The sequence below is a fragment of the Arthrobacter sp. Helios genome (assembly GCF_023167125.1).
Taxonomy (GTDB): Bacteria; Actinomycetota; Actinomycetes; order Actinomycetales; family Micrococcaceae; genus Arthrobacter_B; species Arthrobacter_B luteolus.
Window position 1 is genome coordinate 1,373,897 of record NZ_CP095402.1, and the last position, 23,002, is coordinate 1,396,898.

Below are 23,002 nucleotides of genomic sequence, written 5' to 3' on the forward strand. Positions count from 1 at the left end.
ACAGCGTGCAAAGAGAAAGCGAAACTACGCATGTCCACTCTTGAAATCAAGGACCTTCACGTCAGCATTGAGACCGAACAGGGTGTCAAGAAGCAGATCCTGAAGGGCGTCAGCCTCACCATCAAGACCGGCGAGACCCACGCCATCATGGGGCCGAACGGCTCCGGCAAGTCCACCCTCGCCTCCACCATCGCCGGCCACCCGCGCTACACCGTGGACAGCGGCACCATCACGCTGGACGGCGAAGACGTCCTGGCGATGAGCGTTGACGAGCGCGCCCGCGCCGGTCTGTTCCTGGCCATGCAGTACCCGGTCGAGGTTCCCGGCGTCACCATGACCAACTTCCTGCGGACCGCCAAGACCGCGCTGGACGGCGAAGCTCCGTCCCTGCGCCACTGGACCAAGGACGTCAAGACGGCCATGGGCCAGCTGCGCATCGACGCTGACTTTGCCCAGCGCAACGTCAACGAAGGCTTCTCCGGCGGCGAGAAAAAGCGCGTGGAGATCCTGCAGCTTGAGCTCTTCCACCCGAAGTTCGCCATCCTCGATGAGACGGACTCCGGCCTGGACGTTGACGCATTGAAGGTTGTCTCCGAAGGCGTGAACCGCGAGCACGCTGATGGCAAAATGGGTACCCTGCTGATTACGCACTACACGCGGATCCTGCGCTACATCAAGCCGGACTTCGTGCACGTGTTTGTGGACGGCCGGATCGCCGAGCAGGGCGGCCCTGAGCTTGCCGACCGCCTGGAAGAAGAAGGCTACGACCGGTTCGCCAAGACCGGCGCCGTCAGCGCCTAGGCTGTACCGCACGAGCCTGAGGAACAGGAGCAGAACATGACTGACGCCAATCTGGCCCAGACATCCCTGGAGGATGTCGAAGAGGCCCTCAAGGACGTCATTGACCCTGAGCTGGGGGTGAACATCGTTGACCTGGGCCTGCTCTATGGCCTGAAGTACGCCGACGACGGTGCCCTGCTCATCGACATGACGCTTACCACCGCCGCCTGCCCGCTCACCGATGTCCTCGAGGAGCAGACCGGCAAGGCACTTGAGGGCGTTGTCGACGAGTTCCGGCTGAACTGGGTCTGGATGCCGCCGTGGGGTCCGGAGAAGATCACGGACGACGGCCGTGACCAGATGCGGGCCCTGGGCTTCAACATCTAGGCTTCACCGGCCAGCAGTACGCAGAAAGGGCGGACACCCTGATGGGTGTCCGCCCTTTTGCCTGCCTGGACTTATGCCACATCCGGGTCAGCCTCATCCGGTTCAGCCCCGCCGGGCTCCCCGATTCCGCGGGCTGCCAGCGCGTCCCCGGTCTGCTGGGCGTACGCCACCGCCCGGATGACCACCGGGACGGCCTGTGCCCGCAGGTTCCGCTCCAGGCCCCTTGCTTTTGCCGACCCCCGCACATCCGCCGCCGATCCGAGCAGGTAAGGCAGGCTGCGGATCATCAGTGCCAGGGCGAGTCCGAAGCGTTCCGGATCGGCTCCGAACACCCGCAGCGGCCGGACCAGCGCAACAACACCGTCCAGGAGCTCCGGTACGGGTACGGTCAGGATCAGCAGCCTGGCCGCAGCCACGCAGACCAGGATGTTCCCCGCCGTCACCACTGCAGCCGCGGCGTCCACGGTCCACAGCTGAACCGCCGCGATCAGCACCAGGACAGGCCACATCACCGCGAGGGGACGCGGCAGTTCACGCATCAGGCCGGCAGCGGCGTAGGCGGCGGCTGTCAGCACAGCGGCCGCCGCGGTCGCCGGCAGGGCTGCGAGGGCGAGGGTCAGGATGGACAGGACGACGACGGCGGCAGCCTTCACTGCCAGCGGCGCCCGGTGCACCGCTGAGCTCCCGGCGACGTAGGCGCCGAGCAGCGCATCCCGGTTCCTCATGCCGTGTCACCGCCTGTCTCGGTCCTAGGCGCCGGTTCACTGCCTGGGCCCGCAGCGCGGCACGTCACCGGATCCCCAGTGCCAGGGACCGGTACCGGCTGATGGCCTCTTCGGGGCCGGCATCACAGACGATCCGTCCGTCGTCGATGACCAGCACCCGGTCTGCGTCGGCAGCGAAATCCAGGTCATGGGTTGTATAGATAACCTGCTGGGGGAGTGCAGCGAGGAGTTGACGCAGCCGCGCCGTATTCCGCAGGTCCAGCAGGGTGCTTGGTTCATCAGCCACCAGCACCGCCGGCTCCACCGCCAGGACCGAGGCCAGGGCCATCAACTGCCGCTCACCGCCGGAGAGGTCATAGATGCTGCGGTCCGCAAGCTCCAGCAGGCCCAGGGACCCGAGGCGTTGCTCGGCTGACGCGCGGCGGGCCCTGGGATCACGGATGCTGCGGCGCAGGGAAAGTTCAACATCGTCGCGGCCAGTCGGCATCACCAGCTGGGACAGCGGATCGGTGAAGACGAATCCGACCTGCCGCCGCACCCGGGAACCGTTCCGTGCGGTGTCCACACCATCAACACTGACGGTTCCGCTGGAGGGCAGGAGCAGTCCGTTGATCAGGCGCAGGAACGTCGACTTCCCCGAGCCGTTGGCCCCGATCACCGCCACCCGGCGCTCGGTGAGTTCCAGGCTGACCGGGTGCAGGATCGGGCGGGGAACAGCCTGCGGTCCGGTGCCGGCGTCCGGCGCCAGGACACCGGCGGCCGCGAAAACGACGGTGGGCATCAGAGTGCGGCCGGTGCCGGACGGTTGGGTACCAGCCGGGGGAATGCCGCAATCACGCTGATGGCCACGGCAGCGGCGGCCAGGTTCTTGATCACGTCACCGGGCCAGAACGCCATGTCCGCTGCCACCGCTGCGGCGAAGGGGAGCTTGGCGTTAAGCATCATGCCGGCGATGCCGAGCGGGTGGATGACCAGGAAGCTGGTGGCCAGGCCGGCGCCAAACAGGGCCGCGAACCTTGCCCTGCGGAACCGGCGCAGGACGGCGCGGGAAATCAGCCCAACCACCAGCGCCGCCAGGGGAAAGGAGAGCAGATATCCGGCAGAAGGACCAGCCAGCACACCCAGGCCGCCGCTGAAGCCGCTAAAGACCGGCAACCCGGCCAGACCCGCCACAAGGTACAGCCCCACAGCCGCCGCTCCGCGCAGCGGACCGAGGATCAGCCCGGCCAGCATTACTGCCAGCGTCTGCAGCGTAATGGGAACACCGGCCGCCAACGGAATCCCGGGGAGCAGCGAAAATGCGGCCGTGAGGGCAGCAAAGACAGCAATGTAGGACAGATCGGTGGCCGTCCATGGGGTGCGGCGGGGGCGGCGTACCGCGGGATCTTTTACGGCGGACATTTCGGCTCATTTCGTCGGGGTCCTACAACACCTGATGTGAGGTGGTGCGCATTTTTCCTTGGCAGTTCCGACATTAGCGGCGCCCAGGCGGCAATCTGTTTGTCGGGTTCCTACAAACCGCGTGGGACCGGTAGACTTGAAAGGCTGCCCAGGCAGCTTTCTTCACAACCCCACCCCCTTCGAAAGGTCCCCCTTAGTGATTGCCGTATCTGATCTCGAGCTTCGTGCCGGTGCACGCCTGCTCATGGAAGCGGTCTCATTCCGTGTGGACAAGGGAGACAAGATCGGACTTGTCGGGCGCAACGGCGCCGGCAAGACCACCCTGACCAAGGTCCTGGCCGGCGAGGCGCTTCCCGCCAACGGGCACATCAAGCGCACCGGAGATATCGGCTACCTTCCGCAGGATCCGCGGACCCCGGACATGGAACAGCTTGGCCGTGACCGCATCCTCTCCGCCCGCGGACTGGACATGGTCGTGGCTCAGCTCAAGAAGTGCCAGGACGAAATGGCCAGCGACGATCCGAAGATCTCGCAGAAGGCTATGAACCGCTACGACCGGCTTGAGGCAGAGTTCCTCGCTGCCGGCGGTTACGCTGCGGAATCTGAAGCAGCAACCATCTGCGCCAACCTGGCCCTTCCGGACCGGCTGCTGAACCAGCCCCTTAAGACGCTTTCCGGCGGGCAGAGGCGCCGCGTGGAATTGGCCCGGATCCTCTACTCCGACGCCGAGACCATGCTCCTGGACGAACCGACCAACCACCTCGACGCGGATTCCATCGCATGGCTGCGTGAGTTCCTGAAGAACCACACCGGCGGACTGATCGTCATCAGCCACGACACCGAGCTGCTGGAAGCAACGGTCAACAAGGTGTTCAGCCTGGACGCCAACCGGGCCACCATTGACATCTACAACATGGACTGGAAGCGCTACAAGATCCAGCGCGAGACCGATGAGCGCGCCCGCAAGCGTGAACGTGCCAACACCGAGAAGAAGGCCGGCGTCCTGCTGGCCCAGGCCAACAAGATGAAGGCCCGCGCTTCGGGCGCCTCCGCTGCACAGAGCATGCTCAAGCGTGTTGACCGGCTGATGAGCGGACTCGACGCCGTCCGTGCCTCGGACCGCGTTGCAGCCCTTCGTTTCCCGGACCCGGCGCCGTGCGGCAAAACGCCCATGATGGCGGAGGGACTCAGCAAAAGCTACGGGTCCTTGGAGATCTTCACGGATGTGGACCTGGCCATCGACCGTGGTTCCAAGGTAGTCATTCTGGGCCTGAACGGTGCCGGCAAAACGACGCTGCTCCGGATGCTCGCCGGAGTGGACAAACCGGACACTGGCCGGATCATTCCGGGGCACGGCCTGAAGGTCGGCTACTACGCCCAGGAGCACGAAACCCTGGATACCGAGCGGACCGTGCTGGAGAACATGCGCTCCTCGGCGCCGGACATGGATGACGCCGAGGTCCGCAGCGTGCTGGGCTCCTTCATGTTCAGCGGTGACGACGTGGACAAGCCCGCAGGCGTGCTCTCCGGCGGTGAAAAGACCCGCCTGGCGCTGGCTACGATCGTGGCGTCCTCTGCCAACGTCCTGCTCCTGGACGAGCCGACGAACAACCTGGACCCCGCCTCCCGCGCGGAGATCCTGGGCGCACTTAGCAACTACTCCGGCGCCGTGGTGATGGTCAGCCACGATGAGGGTGCTGTCTCGGCCCTGAACCCGGAACGGGTGGTGCTGCTGCCGGACGGCGACGAAGACCACTGGAACGAGGACTACCTGGACCTGGTGACCCTCGCCTGATTCCGTCCCGGCAGACGAAGAGGCCGCCGCGTTCCTTTCGGAGCGCAGCGGCCTCTTTGCATATGCCGGGCGGTTCTAGAACCCCTGGGCATCGAGGATCGCGTCTTCCTCTTCCTCGCCCGTAGGATTCCTGCGTTTACGGACGGGACGGGTGCGCCGGGGTGCCGGAGCTGCCGAGTAAGTCTCGTTCTCGTCGTCCTCCCAGTCCTCTTCATCCCACTCTTCATCCTCGCCGGATTCGATCCGGTTCCAGGCTTCCTGGCGGGCGGCATAGCCCAGCCCCACGAAAAAGAGCAGTCCGAACGCGTACCACTGCAGGGCGTACGAAAGGTGCGGCCCTTCATCCACGGACGGTTTCGGCGCGGCCTCCGGGCGGGTTTCAGGGGCGGGATCTTCGGTGTCCATCAGGCCGTACGCGGCGGTCTGCAGCGGATATCCGGCCTGGCGTTCGTATTCAGTGAGGTCGATGGACGCCAGCTGGCCGGCGGGGGCACCACGCAGCAGGGTGGGCTCCGCGGGCTTGAGGCGGGCGGTCACGGTGACTTCTCCTGCCGGGGCACCGGGAATCTCGTCCGGCCAGCCGGCTTCGTTGTCGCCGATGGGCAGCCAGCCGCGGTTGATGACGACGGCGGTCCCGTCCGCAAGCTTCAGCGGTACCAGCACCTCGTAGCCGGGCCGCCCGTTCAGCGGACGGTTGCGGACGATGCGCTGATTGGCCGTGTCATAGGTCCCGGTCAGCTCCACGGGCAGCCACTCGGCCGAGGGATCGAATTCCTGGAAGTACCCGGCCGCTTCCTCGAAGGGAACGGGCTCGGCCGAGTAGTTGGTTTCCACCCAGCCGATGTCCTCTCGGATGGCATCCCGGCGCTCCAGCTGCCAGGTGCCCAGATACGCACAGACCGCCGCCAGTGCGCACACGAGGGCCAACCAGCCGAGCCAGCGGCTGGACAGGAGGAACTTATACATTTATGGCGCGTCGCTTTCAGTAACCGGCCCCAAGGGCAGTGTTTCTTTCCACAGGGACCGGACCTGCAGGTACTCTTCCAGCCAGCCGCGGTGTTCTCCGCAGGCAAGCCAGATCTTCCTCCGCTCAGGAGTGTGGATCTTTGGATTGTTCCAGAGCAGCTGCCAGGCGGCGTCGGCACGGCAGCCTTTGCGGGAACAGCGGGCGCGGTCTTCTGAGGCGGCGCCGCCGGATAACTGGTCAAGCAGGTTCATGCGTGCGGCTCTGCCTTGCCCCGGCCGGACTGGCCGTCGTCGTCGATAATTTCTCCGTGGAGGACAGTCGTCTCGGCGGAATCCTGTACCTGCCGGGCCTCCAACTGCGGCTGTGGAGCCTCGTGGTACACGGAATCAGAGCCCTCCATGTTGCGGGTGTCGCTGCCTCCGTTGGCAATCACGACGGCAAACCAGGGCAGTACGACAGCTCCGGCGATCACCACCCACATCATCCAGCCATGAACAAAAAAGAGCAGGAAAAGACACACGAGCCTGATGCTCATGGACACGGTGTACTTGACCATGCGCGAGTGCATCTCGTCAGTGTGGGCCGTGGGGGCATCCGTAATCCGCGGGATGTGGCCGCCGCGGCGGGTAGCCTTTTTCATGATTCTCCAAACAGGTCCTTCTATTATCCCACTGCCCGCGTAGTTCTTGAAGTTGACCCGGGCGCCGATAGGATCGGAACTTACTCATCTGACCCCAGCTTAAGGATTTTTGCGTGCAGAACGATCCCTCGACACCAGCCGGCCGAAGCGTACTCGTCACGGGCGGCAACCGCGGCATAGGCCTGGCGATTGCAAAGGCCTTCCTGGAAGCGGGGGACCGGGTAGCCATTACCTACCGCAGCGGGGACGTCCCCGACGGCATGCTCGGGGTCAAAGCGGACGTCACGGACATGGCCTCTGTCGATGCCGCCTTTACCGAGGTGGAAGCCGTCCACGGGCCGGTGGAAGTCCTGGTCGCGAACGCTGGCATCACCCGCGACACCCTTTTGCTGCGTATGAGCGAAGAAGATTTCACCGATGTGGTGGACACGAACCTCACCGGCGCCTTCCGGGTGGTAAAGCGCGCTTCCAAGGGCATGCTGAAGCTCCGGCGCGGACGGGTGGTGCTGATTTCCTCCGTTGTGGGCCTCTACGGGTCCCCGGGCCAGGTTAACTACGCGGCGTCCAAGGCAGGCCTGATCGGCATTGCCCGGTCCCTGACCCGCGAACTTGGGTCACGGAATATCACGGCGAACGTCGTAGCGCCCGGTTTTATTGACACGGACATGACCCAGGCCCTTCCCGAAGACACCCGGAAGAGCTACCTGTCCTCCATTCCCGCCGGCCGCTTCGCGGATCCGGAGGAAGTGGCCGGGGTTGTCCGCTGGATCGCAGGCCCCGAAGCCGGCTACATCTCCGGTGCCGTGATTCCGGTTGACGGCGGCCTGGGGATGGGGCACTAACCGGACGCCTTGCAGTCCGTCACCTGCGGGGATTCCTTGGAGGTTTCCACCAACGCTCCCTGCCGTGCTGGCTGGCAGGATGGTTTGCAGCGTCAGTACCGCCAGCTATCTTTTTAGCTACTTTCCACAATGAGGAGTTTCCATGGGCCAGCTTGAGGGCAAAGCCGCGATTGTTACCGGGTCTTCGCGAGGTATCGGAGCCGAGGTAGCCAAGCTGCTCGCCGGCGACGGTGCCGGCGTCGTCGTGAATTACCGGCAGAAGGCCCCGCGGGCCAACAAGGTGGTGGCGGGCATCGAGGCCGCCGGCGGCCGCGCCGTTGCTGTCGGTGCCGACCTCACCGCCCCGGAAGGCCCGGCGGCGCTGGTCGATGCGGCCCGGGAATCCTTCGGTGGAGTGGACATCCTGGTGCTGAATGCCTCCGGCGGCATGGAAACCGGGCTCGGCGAGGACTATGCGCTGAAGCTGAACCGTGACGCGCAGGTGAACATGCTTACAGCCGCCGCGGAAGCCATGAAGCCGGGCTCCCGCGTGGTGTTCGTCACCAGCCACCAGGCACACTTCATCAATACTGTGCCGACCATGCCGGAGTACGAGCCCGTGGCACGCAGCAAGCGCGCCGGGGAAGACGCCCTGCGGGCGATGATTCCGGCACTGGAGGAGAAGGGCATTTCCCTGGTGGTGGTTTCCGGCGACATGATCGAAGGAACTGTCACCGCGACCCTGCTGGACCGCGCCAATCCGGGAGCCATCGAAGCGCGCCGGGAAGAGGCCGGGCGGCTCTACTCGGTGGAAGAGTTCGCCGCCGAGGTGGCCCGCATGGCCGTCGCCGACGTCCCGGCAGGCCACACCGAGTACATCGGCGGCCGGGACTACCTCGGCTCCTAGCGGGCAGTATCCGGTTTCTCCCCCGGCGGCGCACGCACTGCCGGGGGAGAAGCCTCCGGGGGCCTAGAGCTTGACGAAGTGCCGGACCACGTCCAGGTTGGGCAGGTTCAGCACAGAGTCAGCGGCGGCCTGCACGGCCGGCTTGGCGTTGAACGCCACACCGAGGGCCGCTGCGGCCAGCATGTCCAGGTCATTGGCACCGTCGCCCACGGCGATGGTGTGTTCTTCCTTGATACCCAGCTCGGCTGCCCATTCCCGCAATGAGCGGGCCTTGACCGCCCTGTCCACCACTTCGCCGGTGACGGCGCCGGTCAGGACCCCGCCCTCAATTCCCAGTTCGTTGGCGCGGGCGAACGTCAGCTGCAGCTTCTCCGCCAGCGGCGCAAGGACCTGGTTGAATCCGCCGGAGACAACGGCGACGGCGTGTCCAGCAGCCAGGAACGCGTGCACCAGGATTTCAGCACCGTCGGAGAGTTCGATCCGCGTTCCGACCTCACCGATCGCGGTTTCGGGGAGTCCGGCCAGGGTTTTGACCCGTTCGTGCAGGCTTTGGGCGAAATCCAGTTCGCCGCGCATCGCGGCTTCGGTCACCGCGGCCACCTCGGCCTCACGTCCGGCGTGGGCGGCGAGCAGTTCGATCACCTCCTGCTTGATGAGGGTCGAGTCAACGTCCATCACCAGCAGCTTCCGTGCCGGCTCCAGCAGCGATGCGGGGACCACCGTGCTCTGCGCCGGCGCTGCACCGCTGTCCAGTGCCGCTGCGGCAGCTGACCCCACGGCCAGGCGCAGGGGCTCCAGCCCGCCGCCATAGGAAACAAACAGCTTGGACACCGTATAGCCTTCGCCGTCAGCGTTTTCGAGCTCCAGGATGCGCGCACCGAGATCGGCCACTGACTGCTGGACGCGGCCAAGATACTCATCGGCAAGCTCCCGACCGTAGCTGACGACACTGAATTCCGGGAAGCTCTCGGGGGGCATGCGGGTTCCATTCTGCGGGTAGTCCTGAAGGGGCACTGTCTGCCGGCCGGCCTGTGGAACGGCACAGCGGCACAGCGGCGTAGCGTTTCGCCAACGCGCCTTTCTTTAGCCTAGTGTCTACTGCTATGAGTGATGTTCTTGAATTTGCCGGAGTAAGCGTCGTCCGGGGCGGAAAGACCCTGCTGGACGGCGTCGACTGGCAAGTCAGGGAAGGTGAACGGTGGGTCATCATGGGACCCAACGGTGCCGGAAAGACCACACTGCTGCAGATCGCCGGCGGGCGCATGCATCCCACACGCGGCATGGCCGGCATCCTGGAGGAGATCCTGGGCGCGGTTGACGTCTTTGAACTCCGTCCTCGGATCGGACTGGCATCCGCATCTCTGGCCAGCCAGATTCCCGAGCATGAAACCGTGCTGAACGTTGTTCTCACCGCCGCCTACGGTATGACCGGCCGGTGGCGTGAGAAATACGACAAGCTTGATGAGCGCCGGGCCTTCCGCCTGCTGCATGACTGGGGCATGTCCACGTTCATCAACCGCCCCTTCGCCTCGCTGAGCGAAGGAGAGCGCAAGCGCGTGCAGATTGCCCGCGCCCTGATGACAGACCCGGAACTGCTGCTCCTGGACGAGCCAGCTGCCGGTCTGGACCTCGCCGGCCGCGAGGACCTGGTGCAGCGGCTCGCCAACCTGGCTGCCGACGACGAGGCTCCCGCCATGGTCCTGGTCACCCACCATCTGGAGGAAGTACCGCCGGGCTTCACCCATGCGCTGCTGCTGCGTGAGGGCACAGTGGTGGCCGCCGGTCCGATTGATTCCGTCTTCACCGAGGAGCACCTCAGCACCGCGTTCGACCTGCCGCTGACGGTGCAGCGGGACGCCTCCGGCCGCTACAGCGCCGTGGCCCGGCGCTAGGGCCACCGCGCTCCATGTTTATGTCCTCCGCGGGGCTGTTCCACGATGCCCTGATCTTCTTCGCCGGGCTCTGGGCCGGGACCATCAACGCCATCGTTGGATCCGGCACCCTGGTGACCTTCCCCGTGCTCGTGGCACTGGGCTATGCCCCGGTCACCGCGACCATCAGCAACGCCATGGGACTGGTAGCCGGGAACATGGCCGGCTCCTGGGGCTACCGGCGCGAGCTGGCAGGCCTCAAGGGCACCCTGCTCCGCCTGCTGCCGGCGTCGATCCTCGGTGGGATCACCGGGGCGTGGCTGCTGCTGAACCTGCCCGAAGCCGTCTTCGGCGCGGTGGCGCCGTACCTCATCGTTCTGGCCCTGTTCTTCGTCATTTTTCAACCGAAGCTGCAGTCCTGGGTCCGGGCCCGTGCCGCCCGGGCTGAGGGACAGGCCGATGAGCCGGCAGGTTCGGGCCATTCCTGGATCCTGATTGCCCTGGTCTACTTTGCGGGCGTCTACGGCGGCTACTTCGTGGCAGCGCAGGGCATTCTGCTGGTCGGCATCCTCGGCATCTTCCTGCACGGGACCATGCAGAACGCCAATGCCGTGAAGAACATCCTGGTCCTGGGCGTGAACCTGGTGGCCGCCGCGTCCTACATGATCTTCGCCTTCGACCGCATCGTCTGGCCTGTGGTGGCCCTCATTGCCGTCAGCTCCCTGATCGGCGGTTTCGTGGGCGCGGCAGTCGGCCGGCGGCTCTCCCCGGTCGTGCTGCGCACGGTTATTGTCAGCCTCGGCCTCGTGGCCCTGTGGCACATGGTGACCGCATGAGCATTCACCGCCTGGAATCAGCCGGGGATCCCCGTGTTGCCGACTACACCAGGCTGACCGACACCTCGCTGCGCAAACTCCGGGAACCAGCCGAGGGTATGTACATCGCGGAGTCATCCAAGGTCCTGCGGCGGGCGCTTGAAGCCGGCCATGTGCCGCGTTCCTTCTTCCTCGCCGATAAATGGCTCGCGGATCTGCAGGACGTGCTCGACGCGTTTCCCGATGTTCCCGCCTTCGTGGGATCACCGGCAGTCCTGGAGGAAATCACCGGCTTCCATCTGCACCGCGGGGCTCTCGCCGCCATGCACCGGCCGAAACCGCTGGAGCTGGGCCCCGTCCTCGCAGCTGCCCGGCGGGTTGCCGTGTTGGAGGACATTGTGGACCACACCAACATCGGTGCGATCTTCCGGTCGGCCGCAGCCCTGGGTGTTGACGCAGTCCTGGTGAGCCCGCAGTGCGCCGATCCGCTGTACCGCAGGGCCATCCGGGTGAGCATGGGAACGGTGTTCCAGGTGCCGTGGCTGCGGCTGCAGGACTGGCCCGGGGCCCTCGCGGATCTGCGCCTGGCAGGGTTTACCACTGCTGCGCTGGCACTGGAAGAAGATTCGCTGACGCTGCAGGAGCTGGGCGCCCAGCATCACGACCGGCTGGCGCTGGTGCTCGGAACCGAGGGTGACGGCCTGTCCCGCAGCACCCTGGCCGAGGTGGACCTCACGGTGCGAATCCCCATGCAGGGGGGAGTGGACTCCCTGAACGTCGCCGCGGCCAGCGCCGTCGCCTTCTGGGAGTGCCGCGTTTCCTAGCGCCGGATCACCCTTATGTTCCTGGCCCTGCGGTGCGACACTGTCGGTGCACGAAGCACCATCCACCGACTCCGGGATCTCTTCCATGGCCAGACGCGTCCACCCGATCCGGCGGCAACGGATAACCACGCTGTGCCTGGCTGCGCTGCTGCCGGCGGCGGCCGCCTGCGGTCCGACGGCAGAGCAGCTGGAATCACGGCAGGCCACGCAGGGAGCGTCCGCCTCCGCGTCCGTGCCTGCTGCCCCGCAGCAGGCACGGGTGCGCACCGCGGAACCTGATGCGGAGCCGGTACCCCCGCCGCTGCAGGTCGGTGTCAGCGGGGCCCAGGCAGGCATGGCGGCAGATGTTCAGGATGCCTGCCAGTGGCTTCTCCGCAGAGACACGGCGCCCTTCCCGGACGCTGGATCCTGCATTTCGGCGGCCATGGTGGCGGGAGCCGGCGCCCGGCAAAGCCTGACGACGGCGGCGAGCTGGCTGCCCCCGGGGACGTACAGCATGGACTTCCGGACCACTCCCGGGTTCAGCATGGAGTTGAACAGCCAGGACGGTGAACTGCAAATCACCGTCGACGGGGCGGACCGCACCCTGCGCACTGGCGATTCCGAGGTTGCGGCCAACGCGGACGGAGGCGCCGAGGAAGCCTATGCAGCTGTCCTCGTTGACGCCGCGGAACTGACATCGAATCCCGAACGCCTCCGGGGCCTGTTGGACGCCGCCCGGCCGGCGCTTCCGGACTACGATGCCGAGCACAATGGGGAACCGGCCACCAAGCTCACTGCAGTCATCGAATCAGCCGAGCCCGGGGGATTCACCGGGTCACTGGTCCTGGTGCTCGATGAGCTCTACCGCCCACTGCTCATTGAATACACGGGTACAACCCGGGGAATCCGCTCCTCGATCCGCGCATCAGTGACAGACTGGGGGCGTGGTTAACAGCCGCTGGCCCGTTTAGGCTAAGATTGAGTGTTGGCCGTTTGGCCATCAGAGCTTGTGAAAACCTAAGTTTTTGAAACCCATCGTGCCTGGCAAAATCCAGTCACCTAAAGAAGGTATTACTGTGAAGTCTGATATCCACCCCAAGTACGCCCCGGTAGTCTTCCGCGACCTCGCGTCCGACACCGCATTCCTGACGAACTCCACGGCCTCCTCCTCCAAGACCATCGAGTGGGAAGACGGCAACACCTACCCGCTCATCGAGGTGGAAATCTCCTCCGCATCGCACCCGTTCTACACGGGCAAGCAGCGCATCATGGACTCCGCAGGCCGCGTCGAGCGCTTCAACGCACGCTTCAAGGGCTTCGGCGGCAAGAAGTAGCATTTCGCTTCCTGGCAGCAGCCTAAAATTGAAAGGTCCGTCCGGCATGTTCCGGACGGGCCTTTCGTTTTCATCAGCATCGAAGAAGTCTGGATTGCGTATCCAAGAGGGGTCAGAATGAACGAAGTACGCGACAGCCGCCACGGGGAATACAAGGTACCGGGCGGGAAACTCGTTGTTGTGGACCTTGAAGTACGCGATGGAGTCCTGGGGGCCGTCTCCCTCAGCGGAGACTTCTTCCTGGAACCGGACGATGCCCTCGAGGACATCAACGCTGCCCTTAACGGCCTGCCAGCGGACAGTACGGCGGAGCAGATCAGCGCTGCCGTCCGGGCCCGGCTGAGCCCCGATGCCGTGCTGTTCGGGTTCTCACCGGAGGCAGTCGCCATCACCGTACGCCGGGCACTGGCGAAGGCCACGAGCTGGGCCGACCACGAGTGGGAGATCATTCCTCCCACGGCGCTGTCCACGCACATGCATGTCGCCATGGATGAAGTCCTGGCCGAAGAGGTTGGTGCCGGCCGGCGACACCCGACTCTCCGTTTCTGGGAGTGGGAAACCCCGTCCGTGGTGATCGGCAGCTTCCAGTCGCTGCGCAACGAAGTGGATCCCGACGGCGCGGAGCGGCACGGTGTGACCGTGGTCCGGCGTATCAGCGGCGGCGGGGCCATGTTCATGGAACACGGGAATGCCATCACCTACTCCCTCTACGTCCCGCAGTCCCTCGTGGACGGCCTCAGCTTCGCTGACTCCTACCCGTTCCTGGACGCGTGGGTCATGGAATCCCTTGAACGCCTGGGCATCAAGGCCTGGTACCAGCCGCTCAACGACATTGCCACCGACCAGGGGAAGATCGGCGGGGCGGCGCAGAAACGGCTCAGCTCCGGGGGAATGCTGCACCACGTCACGATGTCCTACGACATCGACGCCGACAAAATGGTCGACGTCCTGCGCATCGGCAAGGAGAAACTCTCCGACAAGGGAACGCGCAGCGCAAAAAAGCGCGTGGATCCGCTGCGCCGGCAAACGGGCCTCAGCCGCGAAGAGATCATCAAGACGATGATGGAGACCTTCGCCGGACGGTACGGCGCCAAACAGTCCGCCATCTCGGAGAAGGAGATGGACCGGGCCAAGGAGAAGGTCGAGGCGAAGTTCGATACGCCCGAGTGGATCAACCGCGTGCCGTAATACTCTTACGGCCGCCGGGAGCGGCCCTTAGACTTCGCCATATGGAAAAGAAGTCGCTGACGGCGCTGGTCAGGAACCATTTGGAAACCGCCCGGCAGGCTTCCTCCGGGCGAAGCGCCGCCACGGTGTACGGGGGACACGAACACATCCTGCGCCAAACGGTTATTGCTCTGGCGGCCGGTTTTGTCCTGGACGAACATGAGAATCCCGGCGAAGCCACCATCATGGTGCTCAAGGGGCGGGTGAGCCTCAGCTCCGAAGGCACCTCCTGGGAAGGATCCGCCGGCGACCTGCTGATTGTGCCGCAGGCCCGGCATGCCGTGTCCGCCCTGGAGGACTCCGCCTTCCTGCTCAGCGTCGCCAAACGGCCGTAGCCTAGCGCGCAGCCGCCTGCGCCCGGAGCGACCGCAGCAGGTGATCCTGCTGTTCCAGGACGATCCTGCGCAGCGCCGCCGGTGCCTCCGGATTCGTCTCAAGCCACTGCTGGCTCAGTTCCACGACGGGATGGTCCGCTGGAACCACGTGCGGCGGAAGGTCCTGCCCGGCCGGATAGAGGCCGGCTACCACCCGTGAGGCCAGCTCGATGCTGCGGCTGCTCCACACCCCGGCCAGCGAATCGAAGTAGTCCTCGATAAAGGGATCCAGAAGGTCGTGGCCGCCAATGTTGAATCCCTCAATGGTGGCGGAGAGCAGCTCGTTGGACAGCTCGTTCGAATGGACAGCTGCGTTCCAGGCACCTGCCTTGACGGCGGGATCCGGCAGAGCCGCGGCAGCCACCGTGAAACCTACCCGGCCGGCCGCAGTGTTGTCGCTGTCAAGTTCGGACTTCAGTTCGCCGGTCCCGGCAGACCCCGTCCCGGCGAGGGCCTGCCACAGTTTCCAGCGCAGGTCCGCATCAACGATGAGGCCCGGGTAGGCCACCTCACCGGAGAGCAGGCCGCGGAACAGCGGGTTATGGCTGGAACTGCGCCGGCCGAGTGCAGCGGCGGCCCGCGCCCAGATGAGCTGCAGGTCGCTGCCTCCGGCAGCGGCAGCCAGTTGCGTGGCAACGGCCGTGAACAGCTGTTCCCGCAGCTGCACCCGGATCTCCTCCGGAGCGTACCGTTCCACTGCGGTGCGGGCGTTTTCGAGCAGTGCCTGAAGAACCCCCGCCCCGGTTTCCGCGGGTGCGGCCCGGATGACGAGCCGGACGTAGTCGTGAGCGGAGAGCACACCGTCCCGCACGTTGTTCCAGAGCGCCGACAGGCAAATGGCACGGGCCAGGGGATCACGAAGCCGGGGGAGGTGATCCAGCAGGTTGGCGAGGGAGACCGGATCGAACCTGATCTTCGCGTAGGTGAGGTCGCCGTCGTTCGGCAGCAGGAGGGCGGGACGCGCTTTGCCTACCAGCCCGGGGACCGGCGTGCGCCGCCCCTCGACGTCGACCTCCACGCTGCCCGAGCGTTCCAGCCAACCCTCCGCGTTGAAGTCGTACAGGCCCAGCTGCAGGCGGTGGGGGCGCGGAACCTGCTCGCCGCTGACCGGGTCGGGGGCGTCCTGGCGGACCGTGACGGCCTCGAATGTGCCGTTCTCCGCCGTCTCGGCGTCCACTTCCAGTACCGGCACTCCGGCGGTCTGGAGCCAGAGCTGTGCCCAGTGCCCCATATCCCGTCCTGATGCCTCAGCGAGGACATCCAGCAGGTCTGCCAGCGTTGTGTTGCCGTAGGCATGCCGGGCGAAGTAGGCCCGGGAGGCGTTGATAAACGGTTCAAAGCCCACATAGGCAACCAGTTGTTTCAGGACGGAGGCGCCCTTGGCGTACGTGATGCCGTCGAAGTTCTGCTTGGCGGCCTCGAGGTCCGGAATGTCAGCCACGATCGGATGGGTGGTGGGAAGCTGGTCCTGGACGTAGGCCCAGGCCTTCCGGCGGTTGGCGAAACTGACCCAGGAGTTCGTCCAGCCGGTTGCCTCGTCCACGGCCAGGGCACCCATGTAGTCCGCGAAGGACTCCTTCAGCCACAGGTCGTCCCACCAGCGCATGGTGACCAGGTCCCCGAACCACATGTGCGCCATTTCGTGCAGAATCGTGTTGGCCCGGGCCTCGTACTGCGCTTCAGTCGCTTTGGTCCGGAAGACGTAGGCCTCGGTGAAGGTCACCAGCCCCGGGTTTTCCATGGCGCCCAGGTTGTATTCGGGCACAAACGCCTGGTCGTACTTGCCGAAAGGGTAGGGGTAGTTGAAGAGCTGGTGGAAGTAGTCCAGGCCCCGCTTGGTGGTGTCGAAGATGCTCTCCGGGTCGAAGTACTCCGCCAGCGACGCCCTGCAGTAGGCGCCCAGGGGGACCACCAGCCCGGTACCGTTGGGCAGTTCCGTGGACCAGGTGTCAGACGCCTTGAAGTACGGGCCGGCGAGCACGGTGGTGATGTAGGTGGAGATCCGTTGGGTGGGAGCGAAATCCCAGCGGCTGAGCCTTCCGTCCGCCAGGGGCGTGCGGGCCGCTTCCACACCATTGGAGGCGACTTCCCAGTCAGCCGGAGCGGTCACATGGAAGGTGAATGATGCCTTGAGATCCGGCTGCTCGAAATTCGCGAAGACACGGCGGGCATCCGCCGGTTCATACTGCGTGTAGAGGTAGGTTTGTCCGTCGGCCGGGTCGGTGAAGCGGTGCAGGCCTTCGCCGCTGCGGCTGTAGAGGGCAGTTCCCTGCACAGTCACCGTGTTCTCTCCGGCCTGGAGGTTGTGCAGGGCAATCCGGGATCCGGTCACTGACTCCGCCGGGTCGTAGGCATTCCCATTAACGACGACGGCGTCCACTCCGCCGTGGATAAAGTCCAGGAACGTGGTGGTGCCCGCCTCACTGCACGAAAAACGGATGGTGGTGCGGGAACGGAAACCGGCGGCGGCTGGATCAGCGGCATTGCCCAGGTCCAGGTCGACGTCATAGGAATCGACAGTCAGCAGACGGGAACGGGCGGCGGCCTCATCGCGGCGCAGATTTTGGTTCGACACCCGTCCATTCAACCACCTTGGCCCCATCTTCCACAGGCCGGGGCCTGCGGCCTGCGTTCCGCCAGCGGCCTGCGTTCCACCTGCGGCCGGTCAGGCCGCGGGAACCAGCAGGAGGGCCAGGAGAAGCGACGCCCCAACGATGATCAGCCAGGACACCAGTGAGGCGGCTGCGGCCGGCCCGCCGGACCGCAGGAGGCTGCGGACCTTCACCGATGCCCCGAGTCCGAACAGCGCCGCCGTGAACAGGAGGTCCTGCACGCTGGCCGCGGCTCCAAGGACCTCCGCCGGCAGGATTCCGGTGGTCCGCAGCAGCACAGCGGCCAGGAACCCGGCCACGAACAGCGGAACAAGCGGCGGAAGCTTCCCCTCGCTGCCTGAACGGCGGCGGTGGTGGAGGCCGGCCGCCGCACTGACCGGCGCCAGCATCAGCACCCGGACCAGCTTAACGACGACGGCGAGGGCGAGGGCCGCTGTGCCGGCGGTCTGCGCCGTGGCCACCACCTGCCCCACGTCGTGGACGGCGGCGCCGGCCAGGAAGCCGAAGACTTCAGGCGGCAGGCCCAGCAGGGAGGACAGCAACGGCAGGACGCCGATGGCCAGGGTTCCGAACAGGGTGACCATCGCGGTTGGAACCGCCGTCTGAACCTGCCGGATCTGCCGGGCGGCAGCGACGGCGCTGATCGCGGAGACACCGCAGATCGAAAAGCCGGCAGCGATCAGCACCGGCTCATCACCCGGCAACCGGAAAGCACGGCAGACCAGGTAGGTCACTCCGAAGGAAAAGCCCACGAGGGTGATGATCAGCAGGACCGCCGGCCAGCCCAGCCCGGCGATGTCTACCAGGGACACCTTGAGCCCCAGCAGCACAATCCCGAAGCGCAGGAACTTCTTCGCGGCCAGCGTCAGCCCCGGTTTCCAGGAGCCGGCTGTCCGCTGCGCCGTTCCGGGCAGGTTCCCCGCCAGCAGGCCCAGGACAACGGCTGCGGTAAGGACGGGGATGCCGGGCAGCAGCCGGTGCAGCGCCAGGCAGGCAACAACGGCCGCTGCCGAGGCGGCCAGCCCGGGAAGGTGTTTGGCGGCGGAGATTGAACGCATTGCTCCACAATCCCTGACGCGGGCCGGGCCAACCAACTCGGCAGTGGACCATTACCGCCCCGATGCCCCGTTGCTAGACTGGCCGGACCATCCGACGAGCCCAGCACAGGGGCAGCCCATGCAGCATGCCAGTAACCCGGATTCCGGGCGGTCCGGCAGGAACGCCCCGTCACCCATACCACGGCCCGGCGCGCAGGCACAGGCACAGGCAGAGGGGCAGGCAGAGCCGCAGACCCAGATCCCGCCGCCCTGGACCATGCCCGGTCCGGATGCTGCGGCGGCGCTGGAATCCAGCCCCGAAACCGGCTTGAGCGAACAGCAGGTCAACGAACGCCTGTCACGATACGGCCCCAACCAGCTCGCCGGCGCTCCGGCGGTACCGGCCTGGCGGAAGATCCTTGCCCTGCTCTCGGACCGGCTGATCCTGGTGCTCCTGGCCGCTGCCGTCCTCAGCGCGGTTGTTTCCCGGGATCTCGAGACGCCGATCGTCATCCTGGCTGTCGTCGTCCTGAACACCATCCTGAATTACGTCCAGGAACGCCGGGCCGAAAACAGCCTGGAAGCGCTGCGCCGCACCGATGTCGGCACGGCGCGGGTCAGGCGCGGAGGCCGGGCCATCCAGGTTCCGCGCACCGGCCTCGTGCCCGGGGACATTGTCCTGCTGGAAGCCGGGGACGCCGTGCCGGCGGACGGCAGGCTCCTGGAGGCGGTGCGCCTGCAGGCCGCCGAGGCCGCCCTCACCGGTGAATCCCAGCCGGTAAACAAAGACGCCGCCTCCCTCCAGGCGGAGGACGTACCCGTGGCCGACCGGCACGGCATGCTGTACATGGGCACAGAAATCAGCCGCGGACGTGCCGTTATGGTCGTGACCAGCACGGGCATGGGCACCCAGATGGGCCGGATCGCCCACCTTCTGGGAAGCACCGTTGAAGAAAAGACGTCCCTGCAGCGCAGCATTGACCAGCTCGCGGCACTGCTGACCTGGATCGCCCTGGGCGTCGTCGCGCTGGTTTTTGTCCTGGGTCTGCTCCGCGGCGAGGACCTGAACTCCCTGCTGCTCACCTCGGTCTCCCTGGCCGTGGCCACCATCCCGGAGGGACTCACCGCCGTCGTCGCTTTCACCCTGGCCATGGGCGCGTCCCGGCTGGCGGCCCGCGGGGCCATCATCAAACAGCTCTCCGCCGTCGAGACCCTGGGCGGAACCTCGCAGATCTGCACTGATAAGACCGGCACGCTGACGCTCAATGAAATGACGGCGCGCCGGATGATCACCGCCAACGGGCGGCAGTTCCGGGTCACCGGGACCGGGTATGGAATTGAGGGCCGGATCCTGAGTCCGGACGGGCTGCCGGTTCCCGCGCTCACCGAGGCGTACCTGGTGATGGCCCTGTGCAATGACGCCACCGTTTCCGACGGTGTGCTCACCGGGGATCCTACGGAAGGAGCCCTGGTGGTGCTGGCGGAAAAGGGCGGGATTGACCCCTCCGGGGCCCGCGCCGAGCACCCGCGGGCGGCGGAAATTCCGTTCGACTCCGAGTACAAATACATGGCCACGTTTAATGAGAACGTCAACCGGCCCGGCTCGGTTTACTGCAATGTCAAGGGCGCGCCGGGCGTTGTGCTGGATCTTTGCACCTCGATGTCCGCTCCGGACGGCGTGCAGCCGCTGACCGCCGGCGACCGTGAACGGATGCTGGCGGATATCACGGCCCTGGCCGACACGGGCCTGCGGACCATGGCAGTGGCTGGCCGCCCGCTGGACGGACCGCTCCCCGGCACCGCAGCCGGCCTGAAGGAAGCGGCAACGGGCCTGGTGCTCTTCGCCGTGGTCGGCATCATGGACCCACCCCGCGCCGAAGCCCGCGAAGCCATCGCGGTGGCCCACGCCGCCGGCATTCAGGTGCACATGATCACCGGGGACCACCTCGTTACAGCCTCGGCGATCGCCAAGGACCTGGGCATCCGGGGGAGTGCGGTGGCCGGAGCCGAAGTGGACCGTTTCAGTGAGCAGGAACTCCAGGAGCGTGCGCCGCAGTACGGTGTGCTGGCGCGGGTCTCACCCGAGCATAAGCTGCGGGTCGTCGAGGCGCTCCAGGCCAACGGTGATGTGGTTGCCATGACCGGCGACGGCGTCAACGACGCACCTGCCCTGAAGCGCGCGGACATCGGCATCGCCATGGGCATCACCGGTACTGATGTGTCCAAGGGTGCCGCCCGGATGATCCTCACCGATGACAACTTCGCCACGATCGTCGCCGCCGTCGAAGAGGGACGCGGAATCTACGCCAATATCCTGAAGTTCGTCCGGTTCCAGCTCACGACTGCCTGGGGCTTCGTGCTGATCTTCCTGGCCGCGGCCACCTTTGGCTTCGACGGAGGAGCACCCTTCACGGCGATCCAGATTCTGTGGGTCAACATCATCATGGACGGGCCGCCGGCACTGGCGCTGGGGGTGGACTCCACGGATCCCAAGGTGATGCAGCAGCCGCCCCGGAAACCCCGGGAACCGCTGCTGACCGGCCAGCGGCTGGCCGCCCTCCTGGTCTCGGGCCTTGTGATGGCTGCGGGGACCTGCTGGGTGCTGTTGAGTGTGCCGGCGCTTTTCCCGGACAGTGCGGCGGCGAGCCCCAATTTCGCCACCACCATGGCGTTCACGACCTTCGTCTTTTACCAGGTCTTCAACCTGCTCAACGTCCGCAGCGAAACGTCCTCGCTGTTCTCCCTCCAGACGTTCACGAACCGCACCATCTGGCTGGCCCTGGGCGCCGTCGTGGTGCTCCAGATCCTGGTGGTCCAGCTCGGCGTCTTCGAGGCGCTGTTCGATACCGTCCCGCTGACAGCGGACCAGTGGATGCTCTGCATCGGCGTGGCCGCGACAATTGTGGTGGTTTCCGAGCTCAGCAAAGCCGTGGGCGCGGTGCGCCGGCGGCGGGCTACCAGGGAGAGGGCCGGTAATCCTTGAGGAAGACCCCGTGCAGGTCTTCTCCTGCTTCGCCCATCACGATCGGATCGTAGACCCGTGCCGCTCCGTCCACCAGGTCCAGCGGAGCATGGAACCCTTCCTCGGCGAGCCGCACCTTGGTTGGGTGCGGACGTTCATCCGTGATCCATCCGGTGTCCACGGCGGTCATGAGGATCCCGTCGGTCTCGAGCATTTCGCCCGCACTGGTTCGGGTCAGCATGTTCAGCGAGGCTTTCGCCATGTTGGTGTGCGGGTGGCCGGGGCCCTTGTAGCGGCGCGCGAACTGGCCCTCCATCGCCGAGACGTTCACGATGTACTTGCGCCGTGCCGGTGAGGCTGCCATCGATGGACGCAGCCTGTTCACCAGCAGGAACGGCGCGGTGACATTGCACAGCTGCACCTCGAGCATTTCGAGCGGTTCAACCTGGTCCACCACCTGGGTCCAGCTGTTGATGGGCGCGGTGTCCGGGACCAGTCCGCCGGCGTCGATCGCGGTGCCCGCCTCGAGCCTGGCCAGCGAGGATGATCCAGCGGTCAGGGCGAGGGAGGTCACAGCGTCTCCGGCCAGCACCGGGTGCTCAGCCACCGACCCGGCCAGGGCCGTGGGATGGGCGTTGTAGGTGTTGCCGAAAGTCACCAGTTCCGGCATCGGCCGGCCGGCCGGCAGCTCTTCGAGCTCGGCGTCCATCAGCGGCTGATAGGCGTTGGAGGTGCGCCGGACGGTCTGCGCGGCGTTGTTGATCAGGATGTCGAGCGGGCCCTCGGCCGCCACCGCGTCGGCCAGCGAAATCACCTGGGCGGGATCACGCAGGTCGATTCCCACGATTTTGAGCCGGTGCAGCCAGTCCGCGGAGTCTTCCATGGCCGCGAAGCGGCGGGCAGCATCCTTGGGGAACCGCGTGGTGACGGTGGTATGCGCACCGTCACGCAGCAGCCGCAGGGCGATGTACATGCCGATTTTGGCGCGCCCGCCGGTCAGCAGTGCCCGCTTGCCCGTCAGGTCCGTGCGTGCATCCCGTTTGCTGTGGCTGAAGGCAGCGCACTCCGGGCAAAGCTGGTGATAGAACGCGTCGACAAGGGTGTAGGGCTGCTTGCAGATGTAGCAGTTACGCGGCTTGAGCAGGGTACCGGCGGAGGGACCGTGGGCGGCGCTGGTCAGCTGGGCACCGCGGGTTTCGTCATCGATCCGGTCCGGCGCGCCGGTGGCCGTGCGGGCGACGACGGCGCGGTCCGCTTCGGCGACAGCTTCGCGTTTGGTGACCTTGCGGTGTTTCTTGACGGCTTTGAACATCTTCGCCGTGGCCCGGCGGACGGCCACATGGTCCGGGTGCTCTTCATCAAGGACGTGGATCTGGGACAGGACCCGAAGACAGGCGTCGAGGTCTTCAGGGCTCAGGTCAGTGCTGCTCATGGAGTCGTTTCTGCGGTGTGGGTCCGCCGGCGGTGTACACGGCGGAGGCAATCTGCTGCTCCTCGACTCTACCGCGAACCCAGGCAGAGCCCGGTATCGGCCAACCCCG

The 23,002-nt window shown here is 66.0% G+C and carries 23 protein-coding genes; 13 read left to right on the forward strand and 10 right to left on the reverse strand.

The genetic code is table 11. From position 1 onward, the window contains the following. Positions 1-30 precede the first annotated feature (30 nt). The gene (gene sufC / locus ArtHe_RS06070) at positions 31-801 is read left to right on the forward strand and encodes a Fe-S cluster assembly ATPase SufC (protein ID WP_066297914.1); all 771 of its coding nucleotides are present in this window, start codon (positions 31-33) and stop codon (positions 799-801) included. 36 nt (positions 802-837) lie between these two features. Beyond that, complete coding sequence (locus ArtHe_RS06075; RefSeq protein WP_066297911.1) at positions 838-1,167, forward strand: metal-sulfur cluster assembly factor; 330 nt, start codon at positions 838-840, stop codon at positions 1,165-1,167. Positions 1,168-1,238: 71 nt separating this feature from the next. Here ArtHe_RS06075 and ArtHe_RS06080 read toward each other — a convergent pair whose 3' ends face one another. The 3 genes from ArtHe_RS06080 to ArtHe_RS06090 form a co-directional block, all read right to left on the reverse strand. After that, complete coding sequence (locus ArtHe_RS06080) at positions 1,239-1,892, reverse strand: CbiQ family ECF transporter T component (RefSeq protein ID WP_248319188.1); 654 nt, start codon at positions 1,890-1,892, stop codon at positions 1,239-1,241. 64 nt (positions 1,893-1,956) lie between these two features. Then, complete coding sequence (locus ArtHe_RS06085) at positions 1,957-2,673, reverse strand: ABC transporter ATP-binding protein (RefSeq protein WP_248319189.1); 717 nt, start codon at positions 2,671-2,673, stop codon at positions 1,957-1,959. After that, entirely contained in the window at positions 2,673-3,293 is a 621-nt protein-coding gene (locus ArtHe_RS06090; protein ID WP_248319190.1) for a biotin transporter BioY, read from the reverse strand. Before ArtHe_RS06090 ends, ArtHe_RS06085 begins: the two co-directional genes overlap by 1 nt. Before the next feature lie 196 nt (positions 3,294-3,489). On the opposite strand from ArtHe_RS06090, the gene ArtHe_RS06095 reads away from it, so the two are divergent. Then, positions 3,490-5,088 carry an ABC-F family ATP-binding cassette domain-containing protein gene (locus ArtHe_RS06095; RefSeq protein WP_248319191.1) on the forward strand — a complete coding sequence of 533 codons (1,599 nt, stop codon included), beginning with the start codon at positions 3,490-3,492 and terminating at the stop codon, positions 5,086-5,088. 75 nt (positions 5,089-5,163) lie between these two features. Here the strand turns inward: ArtHe_RS06095 and ArtHe_RS06100 are convergent, their stop codons facing one another. From ArtHe_RS06100 to ArtHe_RS06110, 3 genes are read right to left on the reverse strand one after another with little or no spacing between them, the layout of a single operon-like run. Then, positions 5,164-6,054, reverse strand: coding sequence for an SURF1 family protein (locus tag ArtHe_RS06100; protein WP_248319192.1), 891 nt, complete (start codon positions 6,052-6,054; stop codon positions 5,164-5,166). Continuing rightward, on the reverse strand, positions 6,055-6,306 hold the full coding sequence (locus tag ArtHe_RS06105) for a hypothetical protein (RefSeq protein ID WP_066297898.1): 252 nt from the start codon (positions 6,304-6,306) through the stop codon (positions 6,055-6,057). After that, complete coding sequence (locus ArtHe_RS06110; protein ID WP_248319193.1) at positions 6,303-6,695, reverse strand: DUF3099 domain-containing protein; 393 nt, start codon at positions 6,693-6,695, stop codon at positions 6,303-6,305. Before ArtHe_RS06110 ends, ArtHe_RS06105 begins: the two co-directional genes overlap by 4 nt. A 113-nt stretch (positions 6,696-6,808) precedes the next feature. On the opposite strand from ArtHe_RS06110, the gene ArtHe_RS06115 reads away from it, so the two are divergent. Together ArtHe_RS06115 and ArtHe_RS06120 are read left to right on the forward strand one after the other, a co-directional pair. After that, a complete protein-coding gene (locus ArtHe_RS06115; RefSeq protein ID WP_248319194.1) occupies positions 6,809-7,537 on the forward strand; it encodes a beta-ketoacyl-ACP reductase in 729 nt (242 codons plus the stop codon). Between the two features lie 142 nt (positions 7,538-7,679). Then, positions 7,680-8,423 carry an SDR family oxidoreductase gene (locus ArtHe_RS06120; protein ID WP_248319195.1) on the forward strand — a complete coding sequence of 248 codons (744 nt, stop codon included), beginning with the start codon at positions 7,680-7,682 and terminating at the stop codon, positions 8,421-8,423. Positions 8,424-8,486: 63 nt separating this feature from the next. Here the strand turns inward: ArtHe_RS06120 and serB are convergent, their stop codons facing one another. Next, the gene (gene serB / locus ArtHe_RS06125) at positions 8,487-9,401 is read right to left on the reverse strand and encodes a phosphoserine phosphatase SerB (RefSeq protein ID WP_248319196.1); all 915 of its coding nucleotides are present in this window, start codon (positions 9,399-9,401) and stop codon (positions 8,487-8,489) included. A 125-nt stretch (positions 9,402-9,526) separates the two neighbouring features. On the opposite strand from serB, the gene ArtHe_RS06130 reads away from it, so the two are divergent. From ArtHe_RS06130 to ArtHe_RS06160, 7 genes are all read left to right on the forward strand, one after another. After that, the gene (locus tag ArtHe_RS06130) at positions 9,527-10,315 is read left to right on the forward strand and encodes an ABC transporter ATP-binding protein (protein WP_248319197.1); all 789 of its coding nucleotides are present in this window, start codon (positions 9,527-9,529) and stop codon (positions 10,313-10,315) included. A 14-nt stretch (positions 10,316-10,329) separates the two neighbouring features. Beyond that, positions 10,330-11,130, forward strand: a complete 801-nt coding sequence (locus tag ArtHe_RS06135) for a sulfite exporter TauE/SafE family protein (protein ID WP_248319198.1) — start codon at positions 10,330-10,332, stop codon at positions 11,128-11,130. Next, positions 11,127-11,933 (forward strand): RNA methyltransferase, encoded by an 807-nt coding sequence (locus tag ArtHe_RS06140; protein ID WP_248319199.1) that lies wholly within the window; start codon positions 11,127-11,129, stop codon positions 11,931-11,933. The genes ArtHe_RS06135 and ArtHe_RS06140 overlap by 4 nt, the downstream gene beginning before the upstream one ends. Positions 11,934-12,018: 85 nt before the next feature. Next, positions 12,019-12,867, forward strand: a complete 849-nt coding sequence (locus ArtHe_RS06145) for a hypothetical protein (protein ID WP_248319200.1) — start codon at positions 12,019-12,021, stop codon at positions 12,865-12,867. Between the two features lie 124 nt (positions 12,868-12,991). Continuing rightward, complete coding sequence (locus tag ArtHe_RS06150) at positions 12,992-13,249, forward strand: type B 50S ribosomal protein L31 (RefSeq protein ID WP_066297878.1); 258 nt, start codon at positions 12,992-12,994, stop codon at positions 13,247-13,249. A 117-nt stretch (positions 13,250-13,366) separates the two neighbouring features. Beyond that, the gene (locus ArtHe_RS06155) at positions 13,367-14,437 is read left to right on the forward strand and encodes a biotin/lipoate A/B protein ligase family protein (RefSeq protein WP_248319201.1); all 1,071 of its coding nucleotides are present in this window, start codon (positions 13,367-13,369) and stop codon (positions 14,435-14,437) included. Positions 14,438-14,478: 41 nt separating this feature from the next. Next, positions 14,479-14,811 carry a cupin domain-containing protein gene (locus ArtHe_RS06160; RefSeq protein ID WP_066297875.1) on the forward strand — a complete coding sequence of 111 codons (333 nt, stop codon included), beginning with the start codon at positions 14,479-14,481 and terminating at the stop codon, positions 14,809-14,811. A gap of 1 nt (position 14,812) precedes the next feature. On the opposite strand, the gene pepN is transcribed toward ArtHe_RS06160, so the two are convergent. After that, positions 14,813-17,425, reverse strand: a complete 2,613-nt coding sequence (pepN, locus tag ArtHe_RS06165) for an aminopeptidase N (RefSeq protein WP_248319202.1) — start codon at positions 17,423-17,425, stop codon at positions 14,813-14,815. A gap of 90 nt (positions 17,426-17,515) precedes the next feature. Then, the gene (locus ArtHe_RS06170; protein ID WP_248319203.1) at positions 17,516-18,520 is read right to left on the reverse strand and encodes a putative sulfate exporter family transporter; all 1,005 of its coding nucleotides are present in this window, start codon (positions 18,518-18,520) and stop codon (positions 17,516-17,518) included. Between the two features lie 118 nt (positions 18,521-18,638). On the opposite strand from ArtHe_RS06170, the gene ArtHe_RS06175 reads away from it, so the two are divergent. Beyond that, positions 18,639-21,482 carry a cation-translocating P-type ATPase gene (locus ArtHe_RS06175; RefSeq protein ID WP_248319204.1) on the forward strand — a complete coding sequence of 948 codons (2,844 nt, stop codon included), beginning with the start codon at positions 18,639-18,641 and terminating at the stop codon, positions 21,480-21,482. Here the strand turns inward: ArtHe_RS06175 and ArtHe_RS06180 are convergent. Next, positions 21,454-22,893: an SDR family oxidoreductase gene (locus ArtHe_RS06180; protein WP_248319205.1), complete on the reverse strand. Its 1,440-nt coding sequence runs from the start codon at positions 22,891-22,893 to the stop codon at positions 21,454-21,456. The genes ArtHe_RS06175 and ArtHe_RS06180 overlap by 29 nt on opposite strands. Positions 22,894-23,002: the final 109 nt, after the last annotated feature.